This window comes from Streptomyces sp. NPDC111628 (genome assembly GCF_055635195.1).
In genome coordinates, this window is the sequence record NZ_JBVKBZ010000003.1 from 527039 (window position 1) to 546845 (window position 19807).

22 protein-coding genes are annotated in these 19807 nt (G+C 72.9%); 11 read left to right on the top strand and 11 right to left on the bottom strand.

Features of this window, described 5'->3' with window-relative positions; all coding sequences use genetic code 11:
• The first annotated feature begins 169 nt into the window (after window positions 1-169).
• Complete coding sequence (locus tag ACZ7MF_RS17285; protein WP_471477641.1) at window positions 170-931, top strand: FadR/GntR family transcriptional regulator; 762 nt, start codon at window positions 170-172, stop codon at window positions 929-931.
• Between the two features lie 92 nt (window positions 932-1023).
• Window positions 1024-2247 carry a cytochrome P450 gene (locus tag ACZ7MF_RS17290; RefSeq protein WP_471477642.1) on the top strand — a complete coding sequence of 408 codons (1224 nt, stop codon included), beginning with the start codon at window positions 1024-1026 and terminating at the stop codon, window positions 2245-2247.
• A 17-nt stretch (window positions 2248-2264) separates the two neighbouring features.
• On the opposite strand, the gene ACZ7MF_RS17295 is transcribed toward ACZ7MF_RS17290, so the two are convergent.
• The 6 genes from ACZ7MF_RS17295 to ACZ7MF_RS17320 form a co-directional block, all read right to left on the bottom strand.
• Complete coding sequence (locus ACZ7MF_RS17295; RefSeq protein WP_471477643.1) at window positions 2265-3527, bottom strand: cytochrome P450; 1263 nt, start codon at window positions 3525-3527, stop codon at window positions 2265-2267.
• Complete coding sequence (locus tag ACZ7MF_RS17300) at window positions 3524-4162, bottom strand: GTP-binding protein (RefSeq protein ID WP_388515521.1); 639 nt, start codon at window positions 4160-4162, stop codon at window positions 3524-3526. The genes ACZ7MF_RS17295 and ACZ7MF_RS17300 overlap by 4 nt, the downstream gene beginning before the upstream one ends.
• Window positions 4143-4499: a DUF742 domain-containing protein gene (locus ACZ7MF_RS17305; protein WP_471477644.1), complete on the bottom strand. Its 357-nt coding sequence runs from the start codon at window positions 4497-4499 to the stop codon at window positions 4143-4145. The genes ACZ7MF_RS17300 and ACZ7MF_RS17305 overlap by 20 nt, the downstream gene beginning before the upstream one ends.
• Window positions 4496-4915, bottom strand: coding sequence for a roadblock/LC7 domain-containing protein (locus tag ACZ7MF_RS17310; RefSeq protein ID WP_003978274.1), 420 nt, complete (start codon window positions 4913-4915; stop codon window positions 4496-4498). Before ACZ7MF_RS17310 ends, ACZ7MF_RS17305 begins: the two co-directional genes overlap by 4 nt.
• A gap of 168 nt (window positions 4916-5083) precedes the next feature.
• Window positions 5084-6811 (bottom strand): sensor histidine kinase, encoded by a 1728-nt coding sequence (locus ACZ7MF_RS17315; RefSeq protein WP_471477645.1) that lies wholly within the window; start codon window positions 6809-6811, stop codon window positions 5084-5086.
• Between the two features lie 279 nt (window positions 6812-7090).
• Window positions 7091-7978, bottom strand: a complete 888-nt coding sequence (locus tag ACZ7MF_RS17320) for a LysR family transcriptional regulator (protein ID WP_471477646.1) — start codon at window positions 7976-7978, stop codon at window positions 7091-7093.
• 85 nt (window positions 7979-8063) lie between these two features.
• Here ACZ7MF_RS17320 and ACZ7MF_RS17325 point away from each other — a divergent pair, with 85 nt between their 5' ends.
• Window positions 8064-8924, top strand: coding sequence for a PhzF family phenazine biosynthesis isomerase (locus ACZ7MF_RS17325; protein WP_471477647.1), 861 nt, complete (start codon window positions 8064-8066; stop codon window positions 8922-8924).
• A gap of 82 nt (window positions 8925-9006) precedes the next feature.
• Complete coding sequence (locus ACZ7MF_RS17330) at window positions 9007-9849, top strand: lysozyme (RefSeq protein WP_471477648.1); 843 nt, start codon at window positions 9007-9009, stop codon at window positions 9847-9849.
• Window positions 9850-9878: 29 nt separating this feature from the next.
• Here the strand turns inward: ACZ7MF_RS17330 and ACZ7MF_RS17335 are convergent, their stop codons facing one another.
• The 3 genes from ACZ7MF_RS17335 to ACZ7MF_RS17345 form a co-directional block, all read right to left on the bottom strand.
• Window positions 9879-10601 (bottom strand): FAD binding domain-containing protein, encoded by a 723-nt coding sequence (locus tag ACZ7MF_RS17335; RefSeq protein WP_471477649.1) that lies wholly within the window; start codon window positions 10599-10601, stop codon window positions 9879-9881.
• A gap of 170 nt (window positions 10602-10771) precedes the next feature.
• The gene (locus ACZ7MF_RS17340) at window positions 10772-11572 is read right to left on the bottom strand and encodes a hypothetical protein (RefSeq protein ID WP_471477650.1); all 801 of its coding nucleotides are present in this window, start codon (window positions 11570-11572) and stop codon (window positions 10772-10774) included.
• A 105-nt stretch (window positions 11573-11677) separates the two neighbouring features.
• Window positions 11678-12418 carry a class I SAM-dependent methyltransferase gene (locus tag ACZ7MF_RS17345; RefSeq protein WP_471477651.1) on the bottom strand — a complete coding sequence of 247 codons (741 nt, stop codon included), beginning with the start codon at window positions 12416-12418 and terminating at the stop codon, window positions 11678-11680.
• A 44-nt stretch (window positions 12419-12462) separates the two neighbouring features.
• Here ACZ7MF_RS17345 and ACZ7MF_RS17350 point away from each other — a divergent pair, with 44 nt between their 5' ends.
• Together ACZ7MF_RS17350 and ACZ7MF_RS17355 are read left to right on the top strand one after the other, a co-directional pair.
• The gene (locus ACZ7MF_RS17350; protein ID WP_471477652.1) at window positions 12463-13068 is read left to right on the top strand and encodes a flavodoxin family protein; all 606 of its coding nucleotides are present in this window, start codon (window positions 12463-12465) and stop codon (window positions 13066-13068) included.
• A gap of 94 nt (window positions 13069-13162) precedes the next feature.
• Window positions 13163-13726 carry a Dps family protein gene (locus ACZ7MF_RS17355; protein ID WP_471477653.1) on the top strand — a complete coding sequence of 188 codons (564 nt, stop codon included), beginning with the start codon at window positions 13163-13165 and terminating at the stop codon, window positions 13724-13726.
• A gap of 85 nt (window positions 13727-13811) precedes the next feature.
• Here the strand turns inward: ACZ7MF_RS17355 and ACZ7MF_RS17360 are convergent, their stop codons facing one another.
• A complete protein-coding gene (locus ACZ7MF_RS17360; RefSeq protein ID WP_003978264.1) occupies window positions 13812-14168 on the bottom strand; it encodes a PRC-barrel domain-containing protein in 357 nt (118 codons plus the stop codon).
• Window positions 14169-14347: 179 nt separating this feature from the next.
• Between ACZ7MF_RS17360 and ACZ7MF_RS17365 the strand changes: the two genes are divergently transcribed.
• The 3 genes from ACZ7MF_RS17365 (at window position 14348) to ACZ7MF_RS17375 (ending at window position 16602) form a co-directional block, all read left to right on the top strand.
• On the top strand, window positions 14348-14701 hold the full coding sequence (locus ACZ7MF_RS17365; protein ID WP_361002184.1) for an STAS domain-containing protein: 354 nt from the start codon (window positions 14348-14350) through the stop codon (window positions 14699-14701).
• The gene (locus tag ACZ7MF_RS17370; RefSeq protein ID WP_471477654.1) at window positions 14698-15627 is read left to right on the top strand and encodes an anti-sigma factor RsbA family regulatory protein; all 930 of its coding nucleotides are present in this window, start codon (window positions 14698-14700) and stop codon (window positions 15625-15627) included. The genes ACZ7MF_RS17365 and ACZ7MF_RS17370 overlap by 4 nt, the downstream gene beginning before the upstream one ends.
• Window positions 15628-15756: 129 nt before the next feature.
• Window positions 15757-16602 carry an RNA polymerase sigma factor SigF gene (locus tag ACZ7MF_RS17375; protein WP_471477655.1) on the top strand — a complete coding sequence of 282 codons (846 nt, stop codon included), beginning with the start codon at window positions 15757-15759 and terminating at the stop codon, window positions 16600-16602.
• A 14-nt stretch (window positions 16603-16616) separates the two neighbouring features.
• Here ACZ7MF_RS17375 and ku read toward each other — a convergent pair whose 3' ends face one another.
• Window positions 16617-17684, bottom strand: a complete 1068-nt coding sequence (gene ku, locus ACZ7MF_RS17380) for a non-homologous end joining protein Ku (RefSeq protein ID WP_471477656.1) — start codon at window positions 17682-17684, stop codon at window positions 16617-16619.
• Window positions 17685-17925: 241 nt separating this feature from the next.
• Here ku and femY point away from each other — a divergent pair, with 241 nt between their 5' ends.
• Window positions 17926-19047 carry a peptidoglycan bridge formation glycyltransferase FemY gene (femY, locus tag ACZ7MF_RS17385; RefSeq protein ID WP_471477657.1) on the top strand — a complete coding sequence of 374 codons (1122 nt, stop codon included), beginning with the start codon at window positions 17926-17928 and terminating at the stop codon, window positions 19045-19047.
• A gap of 45 nt (window positions 19048-19092) precedes the next feature.
• Window positions 19093-19794: a type 1 glutamine amidotransferase gene (locus ACZ7MF_RS17390; RefSeq protein WP_471477658.1), complete on the top strand. Its 702-nt coding sequence runs from the start codon at window positions 19093-19095 to the stop codon at window positions 19792-19794.
• The last annotated feature ends 13 nt before the right edge of the window (window positions 19795-19807 follow it).

The window sequence follows — 19807 nt, forward strand, 5'->3', positions numbered from 1 at the left end:
GGCGGCCGACCGGTTCGCCTTCACGCTAAGCCTCCGATCCAAATTGGTCACCAATTTACCAGTGTGGTGAGCGTCATAGATCCACCACAGGCCCAACTCTTGACAAACCGCGCCCCAGAGGGACATGAACTACCAGGTCAGCGGGGTGCGCACGGCATCTGGTTGACTGGTGACCGTGACCAGTCAGCCTGATCAGCACAGCTCCGCCGGCGCGCCCGACCTCGCACGGCTGCTGCGCCCCGTGGTGCGCGAGTCGTCCGTCAGCGAGGTCGCCAAGCGGCTCCTCGACCACCTCTCGGCCGGTGACATCCGGCCCGGCACCCGGCTGCCCGCCGAGCGGCAGCTGGCCGAGGCCCTGGGCGTGGCGCGGTCCAGCGTGCGCGGCGCGCTGTCGGCCCTGGACGTGCTCGGGATCATCGAGATCCGCCCCGGCTCGGGGTCCTACGTACGCGAGGGCACCTCGGAGTTCCTGCCCCGGGCGATCAACTGGGGCCTGATGCTGGGCCAGCGGCGCACGCAGGACCTGGTCGAGGTCCGCACCCACATGGAGGGCGTCTCGGCCCGGCTGGCGGCGGAGCGGGCCACCGACGCGGACGTGGCCAGGCTGGAGGAACACCTCCAGCACATGCGCGACGCGGGCGGGGACGTCGCGGCGTTCATCGACGCCGACATCGCCTTCCACCTGGAGACGGCCCGCATCGCCCGCAACACCGTGCTCAGCGACATCCTGCACAGCATCCGGGCGCTGCTCCAGGTCTGGATGGAGCGCGTCAGCGACATCGAGGGCACGGTCAGCGGCACGCTGTGCGAGCACGACGCGGTGCTCCAGGCCATCCGGGCCCGTGATCCGGAGGCCGCGGACCGGGCGATGGCCGAGCACATGCGGATGGCCGGCGCGCGGCTGCGCGCCTCGGTGGACGGCGAGGCCTGACCCGGCGGCAACCGCCCCGCCGCGCGGTCTGTCGGAGCCGACGCCTCGTCAATAGCCTGGTGCAGCCATGCCGTTGCCGACCGAGGAGCCTCATGTCCACCGCGCAGCAGGTCCCCGACATCCTCTCCCCCGAGTTCGCGGCGAACCCGTACCCGGCCTACCGGACGATGCGGGACAGCGCTCCCCTCATCCGGCACGAGGCCACCCAGAGCTGGATCGTCTCGCGCTACGAGGACGTGGAACGCGTCTTCAAGGACCGGGCCGGTCAGTTCACGACGGAGAACTACGACTGGCAGATCGAGCCCGTGCACGGCCGGACGATCCTCCAGCTGAGCGGCCGGGAGCACGCGGTCCGGCGCGCCCTGGTCGCCCCGGCCTTCCGCGGGGCCGACCTCCAGGAGCGGTTCCTGCCGGTCATCGAGCGCAACTCCCTTGAGCTGATCGACGCGTTCCGGCACACCGGGCGCGCCGACCTGGTCGCCGACTACGCGACCCGGTTCCCCGTCAACGTCATCGCGGACATGCTGGGCCTGGACAAGGCCGACCACGACCGCTTCCACGGCTGGTACACGTCGGTCATCGCCTTCCTCGGCAATCTCTCCGGCGACCAGGAGGTCGCGGCGGCCGGTGCGCGCACCCGGACGGAGTTCGCCGAGTACATGTTCCCGGTCATCCGGGAGCGCCGCGAGAACCCGGGCGACGACCTGCTGTCCACGCTGTGCGCCGCGGAGGTGGACGGGGTCCGGATGAGCGACGAGGACATCAAGGCGTTCTGCAGCCTGCTGCTCGCGGCGGGCGGCGAGACGACCGACAAGGCGATCGCCGGCATCTTCGCCAACCTGCTGGCGCATCCGGAGCAGTTGGCGGCCGTGCGCGAGGACCGGAGCCTGATCCCGCGTGCCTTCGCCGAGACGCTGCGCTACACCCCGCCGGTCCACATGATCATGCGTCAGACGGCGACCGACGTCGTGCTCAGCGGCGGCACGATACCAGCCGGTGCCACCGTCACCTGCCTGATAGGAGCGGCCAACCGGGACGAGAGCCGATACCGCGACCCGGACCGCTTCGACATCATGCGCGACGACCTGACCACGACGACCGCCTTCTCGGCCGCCGCCGACCACCTCGCCTTCGCGCTCGGCCGGCACTTCTGCGTCGGTGCCCTGCTGGCGAAGGCCGAGGTCGAGACCGGAGTCGGACAGCTCCTGGACGCGCTGCCCGGCCTGCGGACGGAGGACGGCTTCGAGGTGGTGGAGCGGGGCGTGTTCACCCGGGGCCCGCAGTCGCTGCCGGTCCGCTTCACACCCGTGGCCTGAGGTGTCACGCGCCGTTCTCAGACCACGACGGGTGTGAAGAGCACGGGCAGGGCGGTCAGGCCGCGCATCCAGATGGACGGACGCCAGGTCAACTCCTCGGGGTCGACCGCGAGTACGAGGTCGGGAAGGCGCTCCAGCAGGGTCTCGACCGCGGTGCGGGCGACGACGTCGGCGAGCAGGGGTGCCGGGTACGGGCACCGGTGTTCGCCGTTGCTGAAGGACAGGTGCGCGGAGTTCTCGGCGCCGACGTGGGCCTCTGGCCACAGCTGCGGATCGGTGTTGGCCGCGGCGAAGCCGAGCACGAGGCAGTCACCGGCCCGGATGTGCCGGCCGCCCAGCTGGGTGTCGTTGACGGCCCAGCGTCCGATGAAGTTCTGCGTGGGAGTGTCCAGCCACAGCACCTCGTTGAGGGCCTCCCCCACGCTGAGGCGGCCGCCGGAGACGTTCAGGGCGAAGCGTTCGTCGGTGAGCAGCAGGCGCAGTGTGTTGCCGATCCAGTTGGCGGTGGGCTGCTGGGCGGCGGCGATGACGGAGATGAGGTCCTGGACGATCTCCTCGTCGGTCAGTCCCGCCGGGTGGGTGAGCATGCGGGAGGTGACGTCGGGGCCGGGGCGCTCGCGCTTGTGGCGGACCAGTTGGTGGATGCGCTCCCCCACGCGCGTGTAGGCGGCGACGGGGTCGTCCCCCTCGGCGGCGTCCAGGGAGATGCGCAGGTCCTCGACGAGCTGCCGGGTCTCGGCGCCGGTGTGCGGCATCCCGCACATGCGGACGGCGGTGATCATCGGCAGGGGGTGCGCGTAGCCGCTCATCAGCTCGGCCCGGCCGCTTCCGGCGAAGGCGGCGATGAGCCGGTCGGCGAGCTGCCTGCAGTCCCGGGCCAGTTCGAACTGGTCGATGCCCGCCAGTGCCTGGGTGATGACGCCGGCCCGCCGCCGGTGCTCCTCGCCCTCGGTGAACAGGACGGACGGCTGGTGGCCGACGTAGGGCAGCAGCGGCCAGTCGGGCGGGATGCTGCCCCACTGGTTCCAGCGGCGCGAGTCCCGGGCGAACAGCTCGTCGTGACTGGTCACATAGCTGACCTCGGGGTAGCCGAGGACCAGCCAGGCGGGGATGCCACCGTCCAGGAGCACGGGCGCGACGGCGCCGTGTTCCGCCCGCAGGCCTCGGTACAGCTCCGACGGCGTCTGCTGGTACTCCAGTCCGGCGAGCGGCACGGCGTCCGGGTGCGCGGGGCAGCCCGGTGCGGCGACGGGGTGGGGTGACGGGTCGATGTCGGTCACGATGCGCTCTCCTGGGCCAGGGCCAGTTGGTAGAGGTGGTCCACGAGGGTGACCAGCACGTGCTTGCCCGAGGTCCGCACCCGCGCGTCGCAGTCGATCAGCGGGACGTGGTCCGGCAGCGCGAGGGCCAGCCGGATCTCGTCCAGGGAGTGCCGGGCGGTGTCGTCGTCGAAGCGGTTGACGGCCACCACGAACGGGGTGCGGTGGTGTTCCAGCCGGTCTATCGCGTACCAGGAGTCGTTCATCCGCCGGGTGTCGACCAGGACGACCGCGCCGAGGGTGCCGGAGAACAGCCGGTCCCACAGGAACCAGAAGCGTTCCTGGCCGGGGGCGCCGAACAGGTACAGCACCATGCGGTCGTTGAGGCTGATCCGGCCGAAGTCGAAGGCCACGGTGGTGGTGGTCTTCGACGTGACCCCGCCGGTCTCGTCGACACCGACTCCGGCCTGGGTCATGACCTCTTCGGTGTTGAGCGGCCGGATCTCGCTGACGGAGCGGACGAGGGTGGTCTTGCCGACTCCGAAGCCGCCCACGACGACGATCTTCAGTCCGGTCTCCGCGGCGTCGGTCAGGGGCTTGCGGCCGGAGGTCGTGGTGGAGCCGGAGGCGGTCGGGTCAGAGGTTGCGGAGCCCATGGAGCACCTCCTGGAGAAGGGCGGTATCGGGCTGGGACGCTGCGGTCTGCCCGAGGCGCGGGTGGCGTGCGGTGATGCTCCCGGTGGCGAGCAGGTCGCCGAGCAGGATGCGCACCACCGTGATCGGCAGGGCCAGTTCGGCGGCGAGTTCCACCACGGCCGTGGGGTGCCGGCACAGGTCGAGGATGCGGATGTGTTCCGACTGCATGCCGGCCGACGGCCCGCACTCGGCGACGACCAGGGTGACGAGGTCGAAGGAGTCGTCGGCACGGCTGCGCCCGCCCGTGACCGTGTAGAGCCGGTCGGGTGCGCCGGTGTCCACGGGCCTGCGCGTCACGACGAGCTGCCCCCGGGGACGGCGTGGCGCGGCTCGGCCCTCAGGTGCTCACCGATCTGCTCGACCAGCTCGGTCATCTGGTGGCCGACCACGCCGGGATCGGCGTCCTCCACCGCGACGACGGCCAGGTGCGCGCCCTCGCCCGCCTCCACGATGAACAGCAGCCCGCCGTGGAACTCGGTCATGGAGTGCCGCACGCCGCCGGTGCCGTTGCCGAACTCGACGGAGGCGCCCTGGGCGAGGGCCTGGATGCCCGAGCAGATCGCGGCGAGCTGGTCGGCCCGGTCCAGGGTGAGGTGTTCGGTCCAGCAGAGCCTGAGGCCGTCGCGGGAGAGGACGAGGGCGTGGCGGGTACCGGGGGTGCGGTCCAGGAGGTTCTGCAGGAGCCAGGTGAGGCTGTTGTCGGTGGTCTGCATGATGGGTGCGGGGACGGTGGTTCGTGGTGCTGCGGTCACCGGCCCGTTCCTCCAATCTCACGAGCGACACGAGCGGTGGGGCGAGGGTCACCGGTGCGCGCCGGGGGCGTGCTGCCGGTGCGATGCGATGCGGGGGCGATGCGATGGGGGCGCGCTCCTGCCCGCCTCCTATCCCGGGGCGGGCGGTTCGGACTCCGACGCGCCGCCGGCCGCCCCGGACCGGCGCCCCCGGTGGAAGGCGCCGAAGCTGGCCCCGGCGTCGCGGGAGGCCGACGCCGCCGGGTCGACGGGCGGCCGGTGGTGGTCGCGGCGTTCGCGCTCGGCCTCCGCCTCGGCCATCGTGCGGCCCGGGGCGCGCATCGGCAGGCCGCCCGGCGTGGCGGCAGCGGGGCCGGGGCGTACCGCCTGTTCGGGCAGGACGGTCCGCTCGGCCGGCCGGACGTCCGGCACCCGCCGCGGGTACGCCGGGGCCTCGGCGGCCGGGGCGGGACCGGGGACGGTGGAGGCGCCGCCGCCGAAGGTGCGGCCGGTCAGGGCGGGCCCGGGGTCCCGTTGCTGGGCCAGCAGTTGGGGCGGCACCAGGACGACGACGCCGGTGCCGCCGCGCGACGAGGGCCGGTAGCTCACGCCGACGCCGTACTTGGCGGCCAGCCGTCCCACCACGGCGAGGCCGAGGCGGGTGCCCTGCAGGGAGGCCAGGTCGTTCGTCCGCCCCGACACCGCCTGTTCGGCGTGGCGCATGGCGGCGTCGGCCATCTTCAGCCCGCTGTCCTCGATGGTGACGACGATTCCGGCGGTACGTTCCTCCACGTAGACGTGGACCTCGTCGATGGGCGGCGAGAAGTTGGCGGCGTTGTCCATGAGTTCGGCCAGCAGGTGCATGACGCCCTCGGCCGCGTAGCCGGAGATCGCGGCGTCGGTGGAGCAGTGCATCCGCACCCGCTGATAGGCGGCGATCCGGCCGACGGCGCCGCGCAGGATGCTCTCCATCACGATGGGTCTGTTCCAGGCCCGGCTGGAGCGCCCGCCCATCAGGAGGGCCAGCCGGTCGGTGATGAGGCCGAGCTGCGAGGTGCTGTGGTCCAGGCGCAGCAGATCGCCGAGGACCTCCTCGCCGTGACGATCCTGCATGTCCCTCAGGTCGGCGAGCATGCCGACGGCCTTGGCCTGGACACGGCTGAGGGACTTGGCGGAGGCGGCCTGCGCGGCGGCGGTACGCCGCTCGCTGTGGGCCAGTTCCCGGACGAACAGCTCGGCGCAGGCGCGGGCCTGCGCTCCGCGTGGCCAGTCCAGTTCGGCGAGGACGATCTCCGCCGAGGTGCCGTCCCGCAGTTTCCCCACGGCGGCGGGCAAGGTGCTGTTGGTCAGCTGTTCCAGCTCGGCGATGCCCCGGCGCGTTTCCCCCAGCGCCTGCTGCCGCCGGGACTCGGCGTCCGCGGCGTGCCGCACCGCGTCCTCCACCAGGACGGCGAAGCTCCGGACGACCTGGCGCAGGTGCGGCCCGGAGGAGGGAGCGGTGTTGGCGACGGCCTCGTCCGCTCCGGTGCCGTCGCGCACTTGCTGCGCGATACCCGGTAACGCGACGTTGACCAGGTGCACCAGCCCGGCGTTCTCCTGCGCGAGCTGGGCCTTGAGGGCGCTGATCTCCGTCCGCCGGGCCGCGGCGGTCCGGCGCGCCCGTCCGACCAGGTGGGAGCCGAGGACGACGGAGACGGCGACGCACAGCCAGGACGTCACGGCGAGGGTCGCGGTCCAGCTCCGGGCGGTCTCGGGAGCGGCCGCCCAGGCGGCACCGGCGGCAGCGGCGGCGGCCGGCAGCACGAGCAGGGGGACGGCTGGGGTGGAGCGGTGAGGTTTCTGCGTCCGGGGCGGGGTGGGGGGTGCAGACACTGACATTCCGCGGTCCCTCGGGTGCTTGAGAGCGGGGAAAAGGCCGGTCGACCTGGGTCGACCGCGGGCCGGAGCCGGGCCACCGGCGAGTGGTGATCACTCCGGCGGGCTTGCGGCTCATGCTAGTCACCGGGTTGACCGCGCATGCCGGACCCGCCGCAGACCCCACCGAGGAGCGAACTTTCCCGACATCTCGCCAATCGAACTCATCGATGTGGTACAGGCGTTCTGCCTGGGGCAGGTGTTCCGGGCGGACGCTCGGGGCTGGCGCCGGGTGTGCGGCGGTCAGTCGCCCAGACGGCGGACGAGCGCCCGGGCGACCTCCTGGGCGGCGGGTGCCGTCCAGCGCCTGCGGTGCCGGGCGAGCCGTACCGGCGCGGCGGGGAAATCGGGTCCCTCGAGCCGCACCAGGCGCCCGCGGCGGAGTTCCTCCGTCACCGTGGTGAGCGGCAGCAGCGTCAGTCCCAGCCCGGCCGCGACGCAGTTGCGCGCCGCGTCGACGCTGCCGAACCTGGTCAGCCGGGGCCTGGCGTCCGGCATCCCGAGCAGCCGCCGGGCCAGCGCGTCGCTGTAGGAGCAGCCCTCCTCCAGCAGGAAGAAGCTCTCCTGGGCGAGTTCCGGCCAGCTCGCCGCCCGCTCCCGGGCGGCCAGGGGGTGTCCGGGGGCGGCGAGGAGGGCTAGCGGCTCGCGGCCGACCGGCTCCGACGTCACGTCGGGGAACTCCGCCTCCTCCTCCAGCAGCAGGGCGAGGTCGAGGCGTCCCGACCGCAGCCCCTCGACGCACTCCCGGGTCCCGGCCGCGTACAGGTGGACGTCCACCTCGGGGTGGCTCGTGCGCAGCGCGGCGACCAGTCCCGGCAGGCGGCTGGCGCACAGGGACTCCGGGCTGCCGATCACCACCCGCCCCGACACGGCGCCGGTCTCCGCGCTCCCGGCCCGCAGCCGCGCCACGGCGTCGAGCACCTCCTCGGCCCGTTCCAGGAGGCGGCGGCCTGCGTCGGTGAGCAGCGCTCCGGTGGGCAGGCGGTCGAAGAGCCGCACGCCGAGGTCCCGCTCCAGGGTGCGGATGTGCACGGTGACGGTGGACTGGGCCACATGCAGTTCCGCCGCGGCGGCGGTGAAGCCGCCGGTGCGGGCGAGCACGGTGAAGGTCGTCAGCAGTCGGGTGTCCACCGAGCCAGGGTATGCGGTTCCCCGATGGAGGAGATCGCAAACGATCGTTGGACACGATCGGCCGACGGCTGGCAGCGTGTCCGCCATGACGACGGAGATCCTGCGCTACTCGGCCTTCACCCACGACCCGGCGGGCGGCAACCCGGCCGGGGTGGTCCTCGACGCGTCCCGCCTGGACGACACGGAGATGCTCGCGATCGCCGCCGAGGTGGGCTACTCCGAGACCGCGTTCGTCACCGGCGGCGACGCCGAGCGACGGCGGTTCCGGGTCCGCTACTTCAGTCCGCTGGCCGAGGTGGCGTTCTGCGGGCACGCGACGGTGGCGCTGGCCGTCGCCCTCGCCGAGCGGCTGGGCCCCGGCGAGGTCGTCCTGGACACGCCCGCAGGTGAGATCCCGGTGTCCACCGCGGTCGACGGGACCGGAGCGGTGCGGGCCACCCTCATCAGCGTGCCGACGCGTTCGCGCCCGGCGCTGCCCGCCGAACGCGACGCAGCGCTCGGGGCGCTCGGCTGGACGCCCGCCGACCTTGATCCCGCCCTGCCCGCCCACGTGGCGTTCGGTGGCAACGACCACCTGGTGCTCGCCGCGGCGTCCCGGGCCCGGCTGGCCGACCTCGACTACGACTTCGACGCGCTCGCCGAGGTCATGCGGCGCCACGGCTGGACGACGGTGGACCTGGTCTGGCGCGAGTCGGCCGAGCGTTACCACGCCCGCAACCCGTTCCCCGTCGGCGGCGTCGTGGAGGACCCGGCGACGGGTGCGGCGGCCGCGGCGTTCGGCGGGTACCTCCGCGAACTGGGCCTGGTCACCGGCCCGGCCACGATCGCGGTCCGCCAGGGCGAGGACATGGGCCGGACCAGCGAGCTGCTGATCGAGGTGGATCCGCGCGACCCGCGCACCCGGGTCACCGGACAGGCCGTGCCCGTCTCCGGGGCATCGGTCTGAGGCATCGGTCCGAGACCACCGGCAACACCGTCTGGGCGACTGTGGGATGCGGTGGGGCCCGACTGCGGTTCGGATGGGTGCCATGCGCAGACCCATAGCCGTGGCTCAACGCCACTCACGCCTGCTCACCTCAGGCGTCATCCTCGCCGCCCAGTCACTTCTCCTGACCCTGGCCGCCGTCCCGGCCACGGCCTCCGCCGACGACACCAGGACGCCGCCCGCTCGTGGCACCGCCCACATGGGCACCGGCGTTCTCGCCCACGAAGGGGTCCAGGGCCGCCCCGTCGGCACCCGCGTCGCCCAGACCGAGGGGGTGGACGTCTCCAGCCACCAGGGCAACGTCGCCTGGTCGACCCTCTGGAAGAGCGGCGTGAAGTGGGCCTATGTGAAGGCCACCGAAGGGACCTCCTACCGGAACCCGTACTTCGCCCAGCAGTACGGCGGTTCGTACGACGCCGGGATGATCCGCGGCGCGTACCACTTCGCGACCCCGGACACCGCGGGCGGCGCCGCCCAGGCCGACTACTTCGTCGATCACGGCGGCGCCTGGTCCAAGGACGGCAAGACGCTGCCGGGTGTCCTCGACATCGAGTACAACCCGTACGGGGCCACCTGCTACGGACGGACGCACAGTCAGATGGTCAGCTGGATCCGGGCCTTCCTGGACCGGTACAAGCAGCGCACCGGCCGCCACGCCGCCGTCTACACCTCCACCAACTGGTGGACGCAGTGCACCGGGAACTACAGCGGTTTCGGCGCGAGCAACCCGCTGTGGATCGCCCGGTACGCCTCGACCGCGGGCACGCTCCCGGCCGGCTGGGACTTCCACACGATGTGGCAGTACACCTCGTCCGGGCCGACCGTCGGGGACCACGACAAGTTCAACGGCGCGCTGGACCGGGTCAAGGCCCTGGCCAACGGCTGACGTGGACGGAGGGAGCGCCGACCGCCGGTTCAGCGGTCGGCGAGGGGGCCCAGGATGCCGGCGACCTGCTCGCGCACCACGTCCCGGGCCCCGGCGGGCAGCGCGCCGACGTCCGTCCGCGCCAGGGCGTCGAAGGCCTCCTCGGCGTCCGTGCCGCACCCGGTGGTCCCGCCGAGCACGTCGTAGCCGTCGCGCACGGCGACGCGCAGCCGGAGCCCGCCCTCGCCGTCGGCGTGCACGGCGGTGGCGACCACCAGGGGCGGCGGGCCGCCGGCTTCGGCGGGCTCCTTGCGGTAGCCGCTGGCCAGCGGTGTGCGCCAGCGCAGACCGAGCAGCAGGTGACGCTTCGCCATCACCTCGGCCAGATCGGTCTCGTAGGGGCGGTCCGGGCCCAGCACGGTGGCGCGGGCGTCCAGCACGAGGGCCGCGGGCAGCAGGCAGCGCAGGCTGCTGCCGACGAGGTTGCCGCCGACCGTCGCCGTCCGGCGTACGGCTCCGGTGCCGACCGATCCCGCCGCCCGGCGCAGTACCTCGGGCACCCGGTCGTCTATGCGGTGCAGCACCACGGCCGCGCCCAGCGACTCGGGTTCGACGGCGGTCGCCTCCGGCAGTCCGCGCAGCGACATCGCCAGTTCCGGGAAGCCGTCGCGTTGCCAGGTGGCCCACACGAGCGTGGCCCCGCCGATGGGCACCGCGCCCTGCGCCATGCACTCCTGCGCTTCGGTCACGGTCGTGGGCTGACGCAAGAGCATGTCGATCGACCTGCTTCCCGGGAGTCGGCGGCCGGACGACACCGCGTCTTCCGCCGGGTGATCACGGTCACTGGGATTGTCCGTACCGCGAAGGGGGCGCGTACAGGGCTCACTCGATTCTCATGTGCGCCCTCCGCGCGCTGCCGCGCGGGCGAAGACCCGGCGCCGGTTCAGGGACCGAGCAGCGCGTCGGCGAATTCGGCGCTCAGTCGCTCGCCGTCCATGCGGACCAGTGCGGGGACCTTCGCGTTCCACGCCGCCGCGGCGCGCTCCAGGGCATCGGCACCGGCCCGCCGGGCGCGGCGCCCCAGCAGCGCCGCGGCGAGGGGCAGCAGCGGGCGGGCGAAGGAGCGGCCCCTGACCCGTGCCCGCACGGTCACCCGCCAGCGTCCGTCCGGGGCGGGGCGCGGAACGACGGTCACCGAGACGCGGACGAGCGCGTGCGTCAGGGTCCCGCTCAGGGGGGCGCGGGAGGGGTGCCGGCCGTGGCTCGTCGCCTGCCACCACCGACCGAGGTCGAGGCGCAGGCGCCCGGTGCCGCCCAGGTACTTCGCCCGTTTGCCGCCGTCCGAGTGCAGCGTCGCCGACAGCCACGCCTTCGCCGGCCGTTCGACGCTCGTGAGCCCGAGGGCACAGACCAGTCGCGCGCGGTGGGCCGGGTCGTCGTCGAAGGTGTCGAGGGTGACGACCTCCAGCGCCGTCTCCCCGCGGCGGTCCCGGGCGAGGACGGTGAGGCACTGGTCCGCGTCCGGTTCCCCGTCCTCCTCGTTCACGGGCCGGTACCGCGCGCCCGGCCCCAGATGCCGCCCCTCCGTCAGCACCAGGCCGGGCAGCGGACGTCCGTCGGGCAGCGTCAGTCGCCCTCCCTCGACGTCCGTGCCCTCCGCCAGGTCGTGCAGTGTGGCGACGCACGACTCGAACCAGCGACGGGGCACGGGGGCGAGGGTCACGGTGTGCTGGAATCGGGCCATGCGGTGAGGATGGACGCCCGGAGGGTGCCGCGTCACGGGGGCGGCCGGGCAGTGAACGGGCGGCGTCGGCTGCCGGTTTCGGGAGGTCTTCCCGGTCGGGCGACGTCAGGGCCTCTCCGTCTCCGGACGCCGCGCGACGAAGACGAACTCCCGCCCCGCGCGGTCGGGGGCCCCGCGCACCTCCCGTACCACGTACCCCTGTTCGGCCAGGTCGGCCGCGACCTCGTCCCGCTCCCGGAAGCGCAGGGTCGAGTCGGAGGTCAGCACCGCGCCGTCCGCGCCGAAGACGTAGGTCCACCGGAAGGTGACCAGCGGGCCGCTCACGTCCAGCAGTCGGCACCAGCTCTCGACGGTGCCCGTACCGGGGACCTCCGCGACCTGGTGCGTGTGCTCGCGGGTCCACTCCTGCCAGGCGCGCCGGGCCGGGTCCCGGGTCTCGAACACCAGGTGCCCGCCGGGTCGCAGGGCCTCGTACGCGCCGCGCAGCGTCCCCTGCCAGGCGGGCCCGTCGGTGATCGCCTGGGCGACGTTCGCCGTCATGGTCGCGAGGTCGACGCGCAGCGCGGGAAGCGCGGTGGCGTCGCCCTCGATCCAGCGCACCCGGTCGGCGCCCCCGCGGCCGCGCGCCACCTCGAGACTGGCCCCTGCGGGGTCGACGCCGACGACCTCGAGGCCGCGGTCGGCCAGCAGCAGAGCGAACACCCCGGTTCCGCAGCCGATGTCCAGCACGCTCCGTGCGCCGAACTCGTCGGCCATGCGCAGATACGGGACGAGGTCGCCGCGGTCGGTGTCGAACACGTCGTAGAGCGCGGCGAGCCGCGGATGCCGGAAGCACTCGTCAGCCATACGGCCGACGATAGCGTCAGGCCTGCCGGGGAACACGGGTAGGCATGCGCGCACTCGTGATCAACTGCACTCTCAAACCCTCCCCCCAGCCGTCGAACACCGAGGCGCTGGCCGCCACGGTCATCGCGGCGCTCAAGGGCCACGGGGCGGAGGTGGACGTCGTACGGGCCGTCGACCTGAACCTGAAACCGGGGGTCGAGACCGACATGGGCGACGGGGACGACTGGCCGGGGGTGCACGAGAAGCTGCTGGCCTCGCAGATCCTGGTCGTCGCGTCGCCGACCTGGCTCGGCCGCCCCTCCTCCGTCGCCCAGCGGGTCCTGGAACGCATGGACGCCATGCTCAGCGAGACCGACGACGAGGGCCGCCCGGTCGCCTACAACCGCGTCGCCGGTGTCCTGGTCACCGGGAACGAGGACGGTGCCCACCACGTCATCAGCGAGATCGGCGGCGGGCTCGCGGACATCGGCTACACGATTCCCGGCCAGGCCTGGACCTACTGGCATCTCGGGCCGGGACCCGGTCCCGACTTCCTCGACGACGAGCGGGGCCACGACTGGTCGGTCTCCACCGGCCGGGCCATGGCGTCGAACCTGGTGCACGCGGCGCGCGCGCTCGACGCGATGCCGCTGCCGGCCCCGCCGTCCTGATCCCGGCCCCGCCCGCTCATGTCTGCCGGAGCCGATTCGGGGCATTCGTGCACGAGCAATGACGTACGAAACGCATGAGGAGCTGAGGTCCGCCATGACGCACGACCTGACCCCGAAGTACACGGTCCCCGGCATCGAGCGCGAGGCCGCCGGACGGCTGATCGGTGTGCTGCGGCTGCGCCTGCACGCCCTCAACGACCTGCACCTGACCCTCAAGCACGTGCACTGGAACGTCGTGGGTCCGCACTTCATCGCGGTCCACGAGATGATCGACCCCCAGGTCGACCAGGTGCGCGACATGGCCGACGACGTCGCGGAGCGCATCGCCGCCCTCGGCGGGGTGGCCCAGGGCACGCCCGGTGCGCTGGTGAACGAACGGAAGTGGGACGACTACTCCATCGGACGGGCCGACGCCATCGCCCACCTCGGCGCGCTCGACGTCGTGTACACCGGCGTGGTCGAGGGCATGCGCGCGGCGGTCGAGGAGGCCGGCAAGATCGACACGGCCACGGAGGATCTCCTGATCGGGCAGCTCAGGGACCTGGAGCAGTTCCAGTGGTTCGTACGGGCGCATCTGGAGAGCGCCGGCGGCACCCTCGCGACGGGCAGCGCGAGGTCCGAGACCGAGGCGGCGGCACGCGGCGCGGAAGTCGCGTAGCCGGGCCGCCCGGGCCTGCGCCGGCGGTGCCCGGGCCGGGCGGTGGCGGTGCTCGGGCCGCGCGGCCCGAGCACCGCCCACGGGTTCAGCGGCGGCCGAGGCGGCGTTCGCCGCGGCTGCCCGGCTCGTGGGGCAGGTGGTAGTGGGCGAAGACCGCGCCCTCGTCCTCGGCGGCCAGCTCACCGTCCGGGTCGATGCCGGGTGCGTCCTTGACCAGGGACTTGTCGTAGGTGACCTTCAGGTAGGACGGTCCGACGGTGGCCTTGTCGACCGGCACGAAGACGAGTCGCCGGCGGGTCGGCAGACCGATCGTGACCGTCGCGAACGCGGGCCGGTCGGTGAGGGTGTCGAAGTAGATGGACTCCAGGGTCCCGATCTTGCGGCCGTCGTAGTCCACGACGTCGAGGCCACGCCAGTCACGAATGTTCTCGGCTTCAAACATGCCCAGTCTTCCCTTCCGACCATCTGAGGACGCGCTCCCTGTCTTGTTCCCCAATCCGCCCGACTGTCGCCAGTTTGTCCCCTCACCGGCGTACGACGCCCCGATCGGGATAGGCTGCCTGGCCGGAAGAAGTGCCCGGCCGGCGACGGGTGCCGGTGGAGGTCCGAAGGGGATCGAGTGTGGATGGCACAGGCGCCACGAGCGGCCCGGCCCGCACGGGCGGCGGTGCCCTGCTGGACGTGGGCCCGTTGCCCGGCCGTCCGGGCATCCGGGCCAGCGGTGAGATCAACGTGAGCACCCGGCTCTCCTGGGAGAACGCCCTGACCGAGCTGTCCCGGCGGCACACGGACGTGTCCTACGTGGAACTGTCGGGGGTGCGGTTCGTCGACGTGGCCGGGGTGGCGGCACTGGCCGTCACGGCCATGAACCTGCCCGTCGGCCGCGTCGTGGTGGAGCGGCCGCCCCCGCAACTGCCGCGGGTACTGGACCTGTTCTGGCCGTCCCTGCACCGGATCGAGGTGGCGCCACGATGAGCACGGCGACCGCCCACGGGACATTCACCCATCCGGCGCTGTTCTACCGTTCGCAGGCCGAGTACACCGACCGGACGGCGGCGTTCGTGCGGGAGGGGCTGGCCGCGGGCGAGCCGGTGGCGGTGGCCGTGCCGGGCCCCAACCTGGAGCTGGTCCGGGCAGAGCTCGGCACGGACGCGCGGGACGTCACCTTCCTGGACATGACCGAGGCCGGACGCAACCCGGGGCGGATCATCCCGGGCGTGCTGAGGGCGTTCGCCGACGCGCACGAGCGGGTACGGGTGCGGATCGTCGGCGAGCCGGTCTGGGCCGGGCGCAGCGCCGCCGAGTACCCGGCGTGCGCCCAGCACGAGGCGCTGATCAACGCGGCCTTCGCGGGCCGCCGGGCGACGATCCTGTGCCCGTACGACGAGACCGGGCTGGCCGCGGACGTCCTGGCCGACGCCCTGGTCACCCACCCGACGGTCATCACCGGGGGGAGCGAGCGGGTCAGTGAGGGGTACGACTGGCGTGCGGTCGTCGCCCGATACAACGAGCCGCTCGGGCTCGCCCCCGACGCGGGCGTCCTGGCCTTCGGCTCCGGGGAGCTGCCCGAGGCACGCCGCTTCGCGGTCGGCCTGGCCGCCTCGCTCGGACTGTCCGGGCAGCGGCTGCAGGACGCGGAACTGGCGGTGGCCGAGCTGACCACCAACAGCGTGGTCCACGGCGGCGGCAACGGAACGGTGGCGGTCTGGGCCGAGGCGGGTCAGGTGGTGTGCGAGGTCCGCGACACGGGACGGCTCACGGATCCGCTCGCCGGGCGACGGCCCCCGGAGCACGGGCAGATCGGCGGCCGCGGCCTCCTGCTGGTCCACTACGTCGCCGATCTGGTGCGGGTCCACACGACCGACGAGGGCACCGCCGTCCGCTTCTACCTGGGCGTCTGAGGCACCGGTCCGGGCCCCGCGCCGAATGTTGCGGCACTCCGCCATGTGTGCGGGGCCTGACCCGGGGTAGGCGACCGGTCGTCGGCCGACAAGGTGACAACGACGACCGATCCACCGGGAGGGCACATCATGACGACGACGACCGCGCAGACCACCGACCATGCCACGACGGACATGCCGGAGATCGCGGACCCGTCCAAGGTGGCGCCCAGGGACGCGCGGGAGTTGTCGAAGCTGTTCTTCGAGCAGCTCACCGTGCTGGAGGAGGGCACGCCCGAGCACCAGTACGCACGCAACACGCTGATCGAGATGAACATGTCCCTGGTCCGCTTCGCGGCCGGCCGGTTCCGCAGCCGTGGGCCGGAGGAGATGGAGGACATCGTCCAGGTCGGCATGATCGGCCTCATCAAGGCCATCGACCGGTTCGAACTGACCCGAGAGGTCGAGTTCACCTCCTTCGCCGTGCCGTACATCGTCGGGGAGATCAAGCGGTTCTTCCGGGACACCTCCTGGGCCGTGCACGTGCCCCGGCGCCTCCAGGAGGCACGCGTCCAGCTCGCCCGCGCCACCGAGGAACTGCGCAGCCGCCTCGGCCGCACCCCCACCACCCAAGAGCTGTCGGAACTGATGAGCCTGCCGGAGGACGAGGTCGTCGAGGCCCGTCTCGCGGCCAACGGCTACAACTCCGCCTCCCTGGACGCGGCCATCAACGGCAGCGAGGACGGCGAGTCGGCCCTTGCCGACTTCATCGGCGCCGACGACGCCGCCCTGGCCCTGGTCGACGACTTCCACGCCCTGGCCCCGATGATCGCCGAGCTGGACGAACGCGACCGGCAGATCATCCACTGGCGGTTCGTCGAGGAACTCACCCAGAAGGACATCGGCGAACGCCTCGGCGTCTCCCAGATGCACGTGTCCCGGCTGATCTCGCGGCTGCTGGCCCGGCTGCGGGAAGGCATGCTCAGCACCGCCTGAGCGGGACTCGGGCCTCAGGCCGCGGCCGTCTTCTTCTTCCGGCGGCCGCGGCTGCCGCTGCCGCTCCCCTTGCCGCGGCCCTGGCCGCGGTCGCGGTCGCGGTCGGTGAGCGCCTCGACGAGTTCCTTGCGGCTCATCTTCGAGCGGCCGGCGATGTCCTGTTCGGTGGCGCGCCGATACAGCTCGGCCTTGCTCAGCTCCCGCAGCTCGCCCCGCTCGGGCGGGGTCCGGCGGGCGGGAGCGGTGGCCTTCTTCCGCGACGCGGCGGACCGCTTGCCGCCCGTGCCCGTGCTTTTGCCCTTGTCCTTCGCCTGCTCCAGGCTGCCGCGCAGGACTTCCATCAGGTCGACGACGTTGGTGGCCCCGGGCGCCTCCTCGGCGACGGCGACCTCCTCGCCCTCGGCCTTGGCCCGGACCAGCTCACGGACCTTCTCCTGGTAGGTGTCGCGATAGCGGGCCGGCTCCCAGTCGCCGCTGAGGGCGTCGACGAGACGCAGCGCCATGTCCAGCTCCTTGCCGCGGCCCACCCGGTCGGACGGCAGTTCCGGCAGCTCCTCGACGGGGTCGCGGACCTCGTCGGCCCAGTGCAGCGTCTGGAGCAGCAGGACCCTGTCCTCGGCGCGCAGCGCGGTCAGGTACTGCCGGTTGCGCATGACGAAGGTGGCGACCCCCGCCTTGCCGGTGTCGGCGAGCGCGGTGCGCAGCAGCTCGTAGACCTTCAGGTACTCCTTGCCGCGCGGGGCGAGGTAGTAGGTGCGGCCGAAGAAGACCGGCTCGATCCGGTCCAGGTCCACGAAGTCGGTGATCTCGAGGGTGCGGGAGCGTCCCGGCGCGATCTCGTCGAGTTCCTCGGGCTCCACGACGACGTAGTCGCCCTCGCTCACCTCGTAGCCCTTGACGATGTCGTCGGCGTCGACCTCCTTGCCGGTGCGCTCGTTGACCCGCCGGTTGCGGATCCGGTCCGAGGTGCCGCGCTGCAACTGGTGGAAGTGGACCGTGTGGTCCTCGGTCGCCGTGAACAGACCGACGGGCACCGAGACCAGCCCGAAGGTGATCACACCCGTCCAGATCGCCCGCGCCATGGCCTCCGCTCCGTCCGTTCCGTCCGCCCGTCGCTCGCACCGCACGGTCCTGCCACGCTGCCACCCGGACCGCGACCCCGCGCGCCGGACGGAGCACGCGGGTGGCCGGCCGGACGACAGCGCGCGGATCGGCGTTGGCCGTTGTTCCCTGTGAGGTGTGCGGGCCGGCACGAGCCCGTCGTACCCGTCGCACCCGTCTGACCCGTCTCACCGTCGAACGAAGCGAACAGAGGGACGCCCCATGAGCTGTCGTCTGAAGCCGATCACCCGCGAGGAGCATCTGCGCTTCGTCGCGGCCCGGCCTTCCGTGAGCCACCTCCAAGTCCCCTCCTGGGGCGACGTGAAGCCGGACTGGCAGGCGGAGAGCCTGGGGTGGTTCGACGAGGGCGGCGAGCTGGTCGGCGCCGGTCTTGTGCTGCTGCGGCCACTGCCGCGCCTGAAGCGGTACCTGGCGTATCTGCCCGAGGGGCCGGTCATCGACTGGACGGCGGACGGTCTGGAGCGGTGGCTGGAGCCGATGCTCGCGCACCTGAGGGAACGCGGCGCGTTCACGGTGCGGATGGGGCCGCCGGTGGTGGCGCGGCGCTGGAGCGCCGACGCGGTCAAGGCGGCGATCGCCGACCCCGGGGTCCGGCGGCTGGGCGACGTGGCGGCGACCGAGCACGAGCCCGGGGCCGACGACCTCGCCGAGCGGCTGCGGCGGATGGGCTGGCGGCGCACCGAGCCGGGCGGCGCGGACGGCTTCGCCGCGGGCCAGCCGCGCCACGTCTGCCAGGTACCGCTCGCCGGACGGTCCCTGGAGCAACTGCAGAACGGCTTCAACCAGCAGTGGCGGCGGAACGTCAAGAAGGCCGACAAGGCCGGCGTCAAGGTCGTCCGGGGTGACCAGGAGGACCTGCCCACCTTCTACGAGCTGTACGTGGAGACCGCGCGGCGTGACCGGTTCGTGCCGCGTCCCCTCGCCTACTTCCAGCGTATGTGGCAGGCGCTGACGGCCGAGGACCCGGACCGCATGCGCCTGTACCTCGCCCATCACGACGGGGAGGTGCTCGCCGCGGCCACGATGCTGACGGTCGGCGAGCACGTCTGGTACTCCTACGGCGCGTCCACCGTCCGGCGGCGCGAGGTACAGCCCAACAACGCCCTCCAGTGGCGGATGATGTGCGACGCCCGTGAACTCGGCGCGGCCGTGTACGACTTCCGCGGCATCACCGACACCCTGGACGAGGACAACCACCTGCTGGGACTGCTCCGGTTCAAGGTCGGCGCGGGCGGACAGGCCGTCGAGTACCTCGGCGAGTGGGAGTATCCACTGAACAGGGTGCTGCACAAGGCCGTGGCCCTGTACCTGGCGCGCCGCTGAGTCGGCGCGACGCCGGGTCCGGACGAGGTGAGGCGGGGTGGGGAGATGGCGCGGCTCTTGGTGGTGCAGAACCATCGGGGCGGTGGGGCGGGCCGGTTCGGTGACTGGCTGACCGCGGACGGGGTGTCCCTGGACGTGGTGCACGCGTACGCCGGTGGGGCGCTCCCCCGGCGTCCGGAGCACGACGGCGTCATGGTGCTCGGCGGTGGCTACCTGCCCGACGACGACGTGCGCGCCCCCTGGCTCGCGCCCACCCGGGCCCTGGTCGCCGAGGCGGTGGACCGGGGTGCCCCGGTCTTCGGGATCTGCCTCGGCGGGCAGCTCCTCGCCCGGGTCGCCGGAGGCACGGTGCGTGGTGAGCACGGCCGACCGGAGTTCGGCAGCACCCCGTTGACGGTGCGATCCGAGGCCGGTGCCGATCCGCTCTTCGGCGGGCTGCCGGAGCGGGTGACGGCGATCGAGCACCACGTGGACGCCGTCACCGCGCTGCCGCCCGGCGCGGCGTGGCTCGTGTCGAGCGAGGGGTGCCCGTACCAGGCCTTCAGGGTCGGCGAGCGGGCGTGGGGCGTGCAGTTCCACCCCGAGGCGGGGGCGGACCGGGTCAGGTCGTGGGACGGGGACCGGCTGAAGGCCCGGGGGCTGGACCCGGTGGAGCTCTCCCGCCGGGCGGAACTCGACGAGCCCGCCGCCGAGGCGGTCTGGCGCGAGGTGGCCCGGCGTTTCGCCGCGGTCGTCGTCGGGTCTTGAGTCACGGCGCACG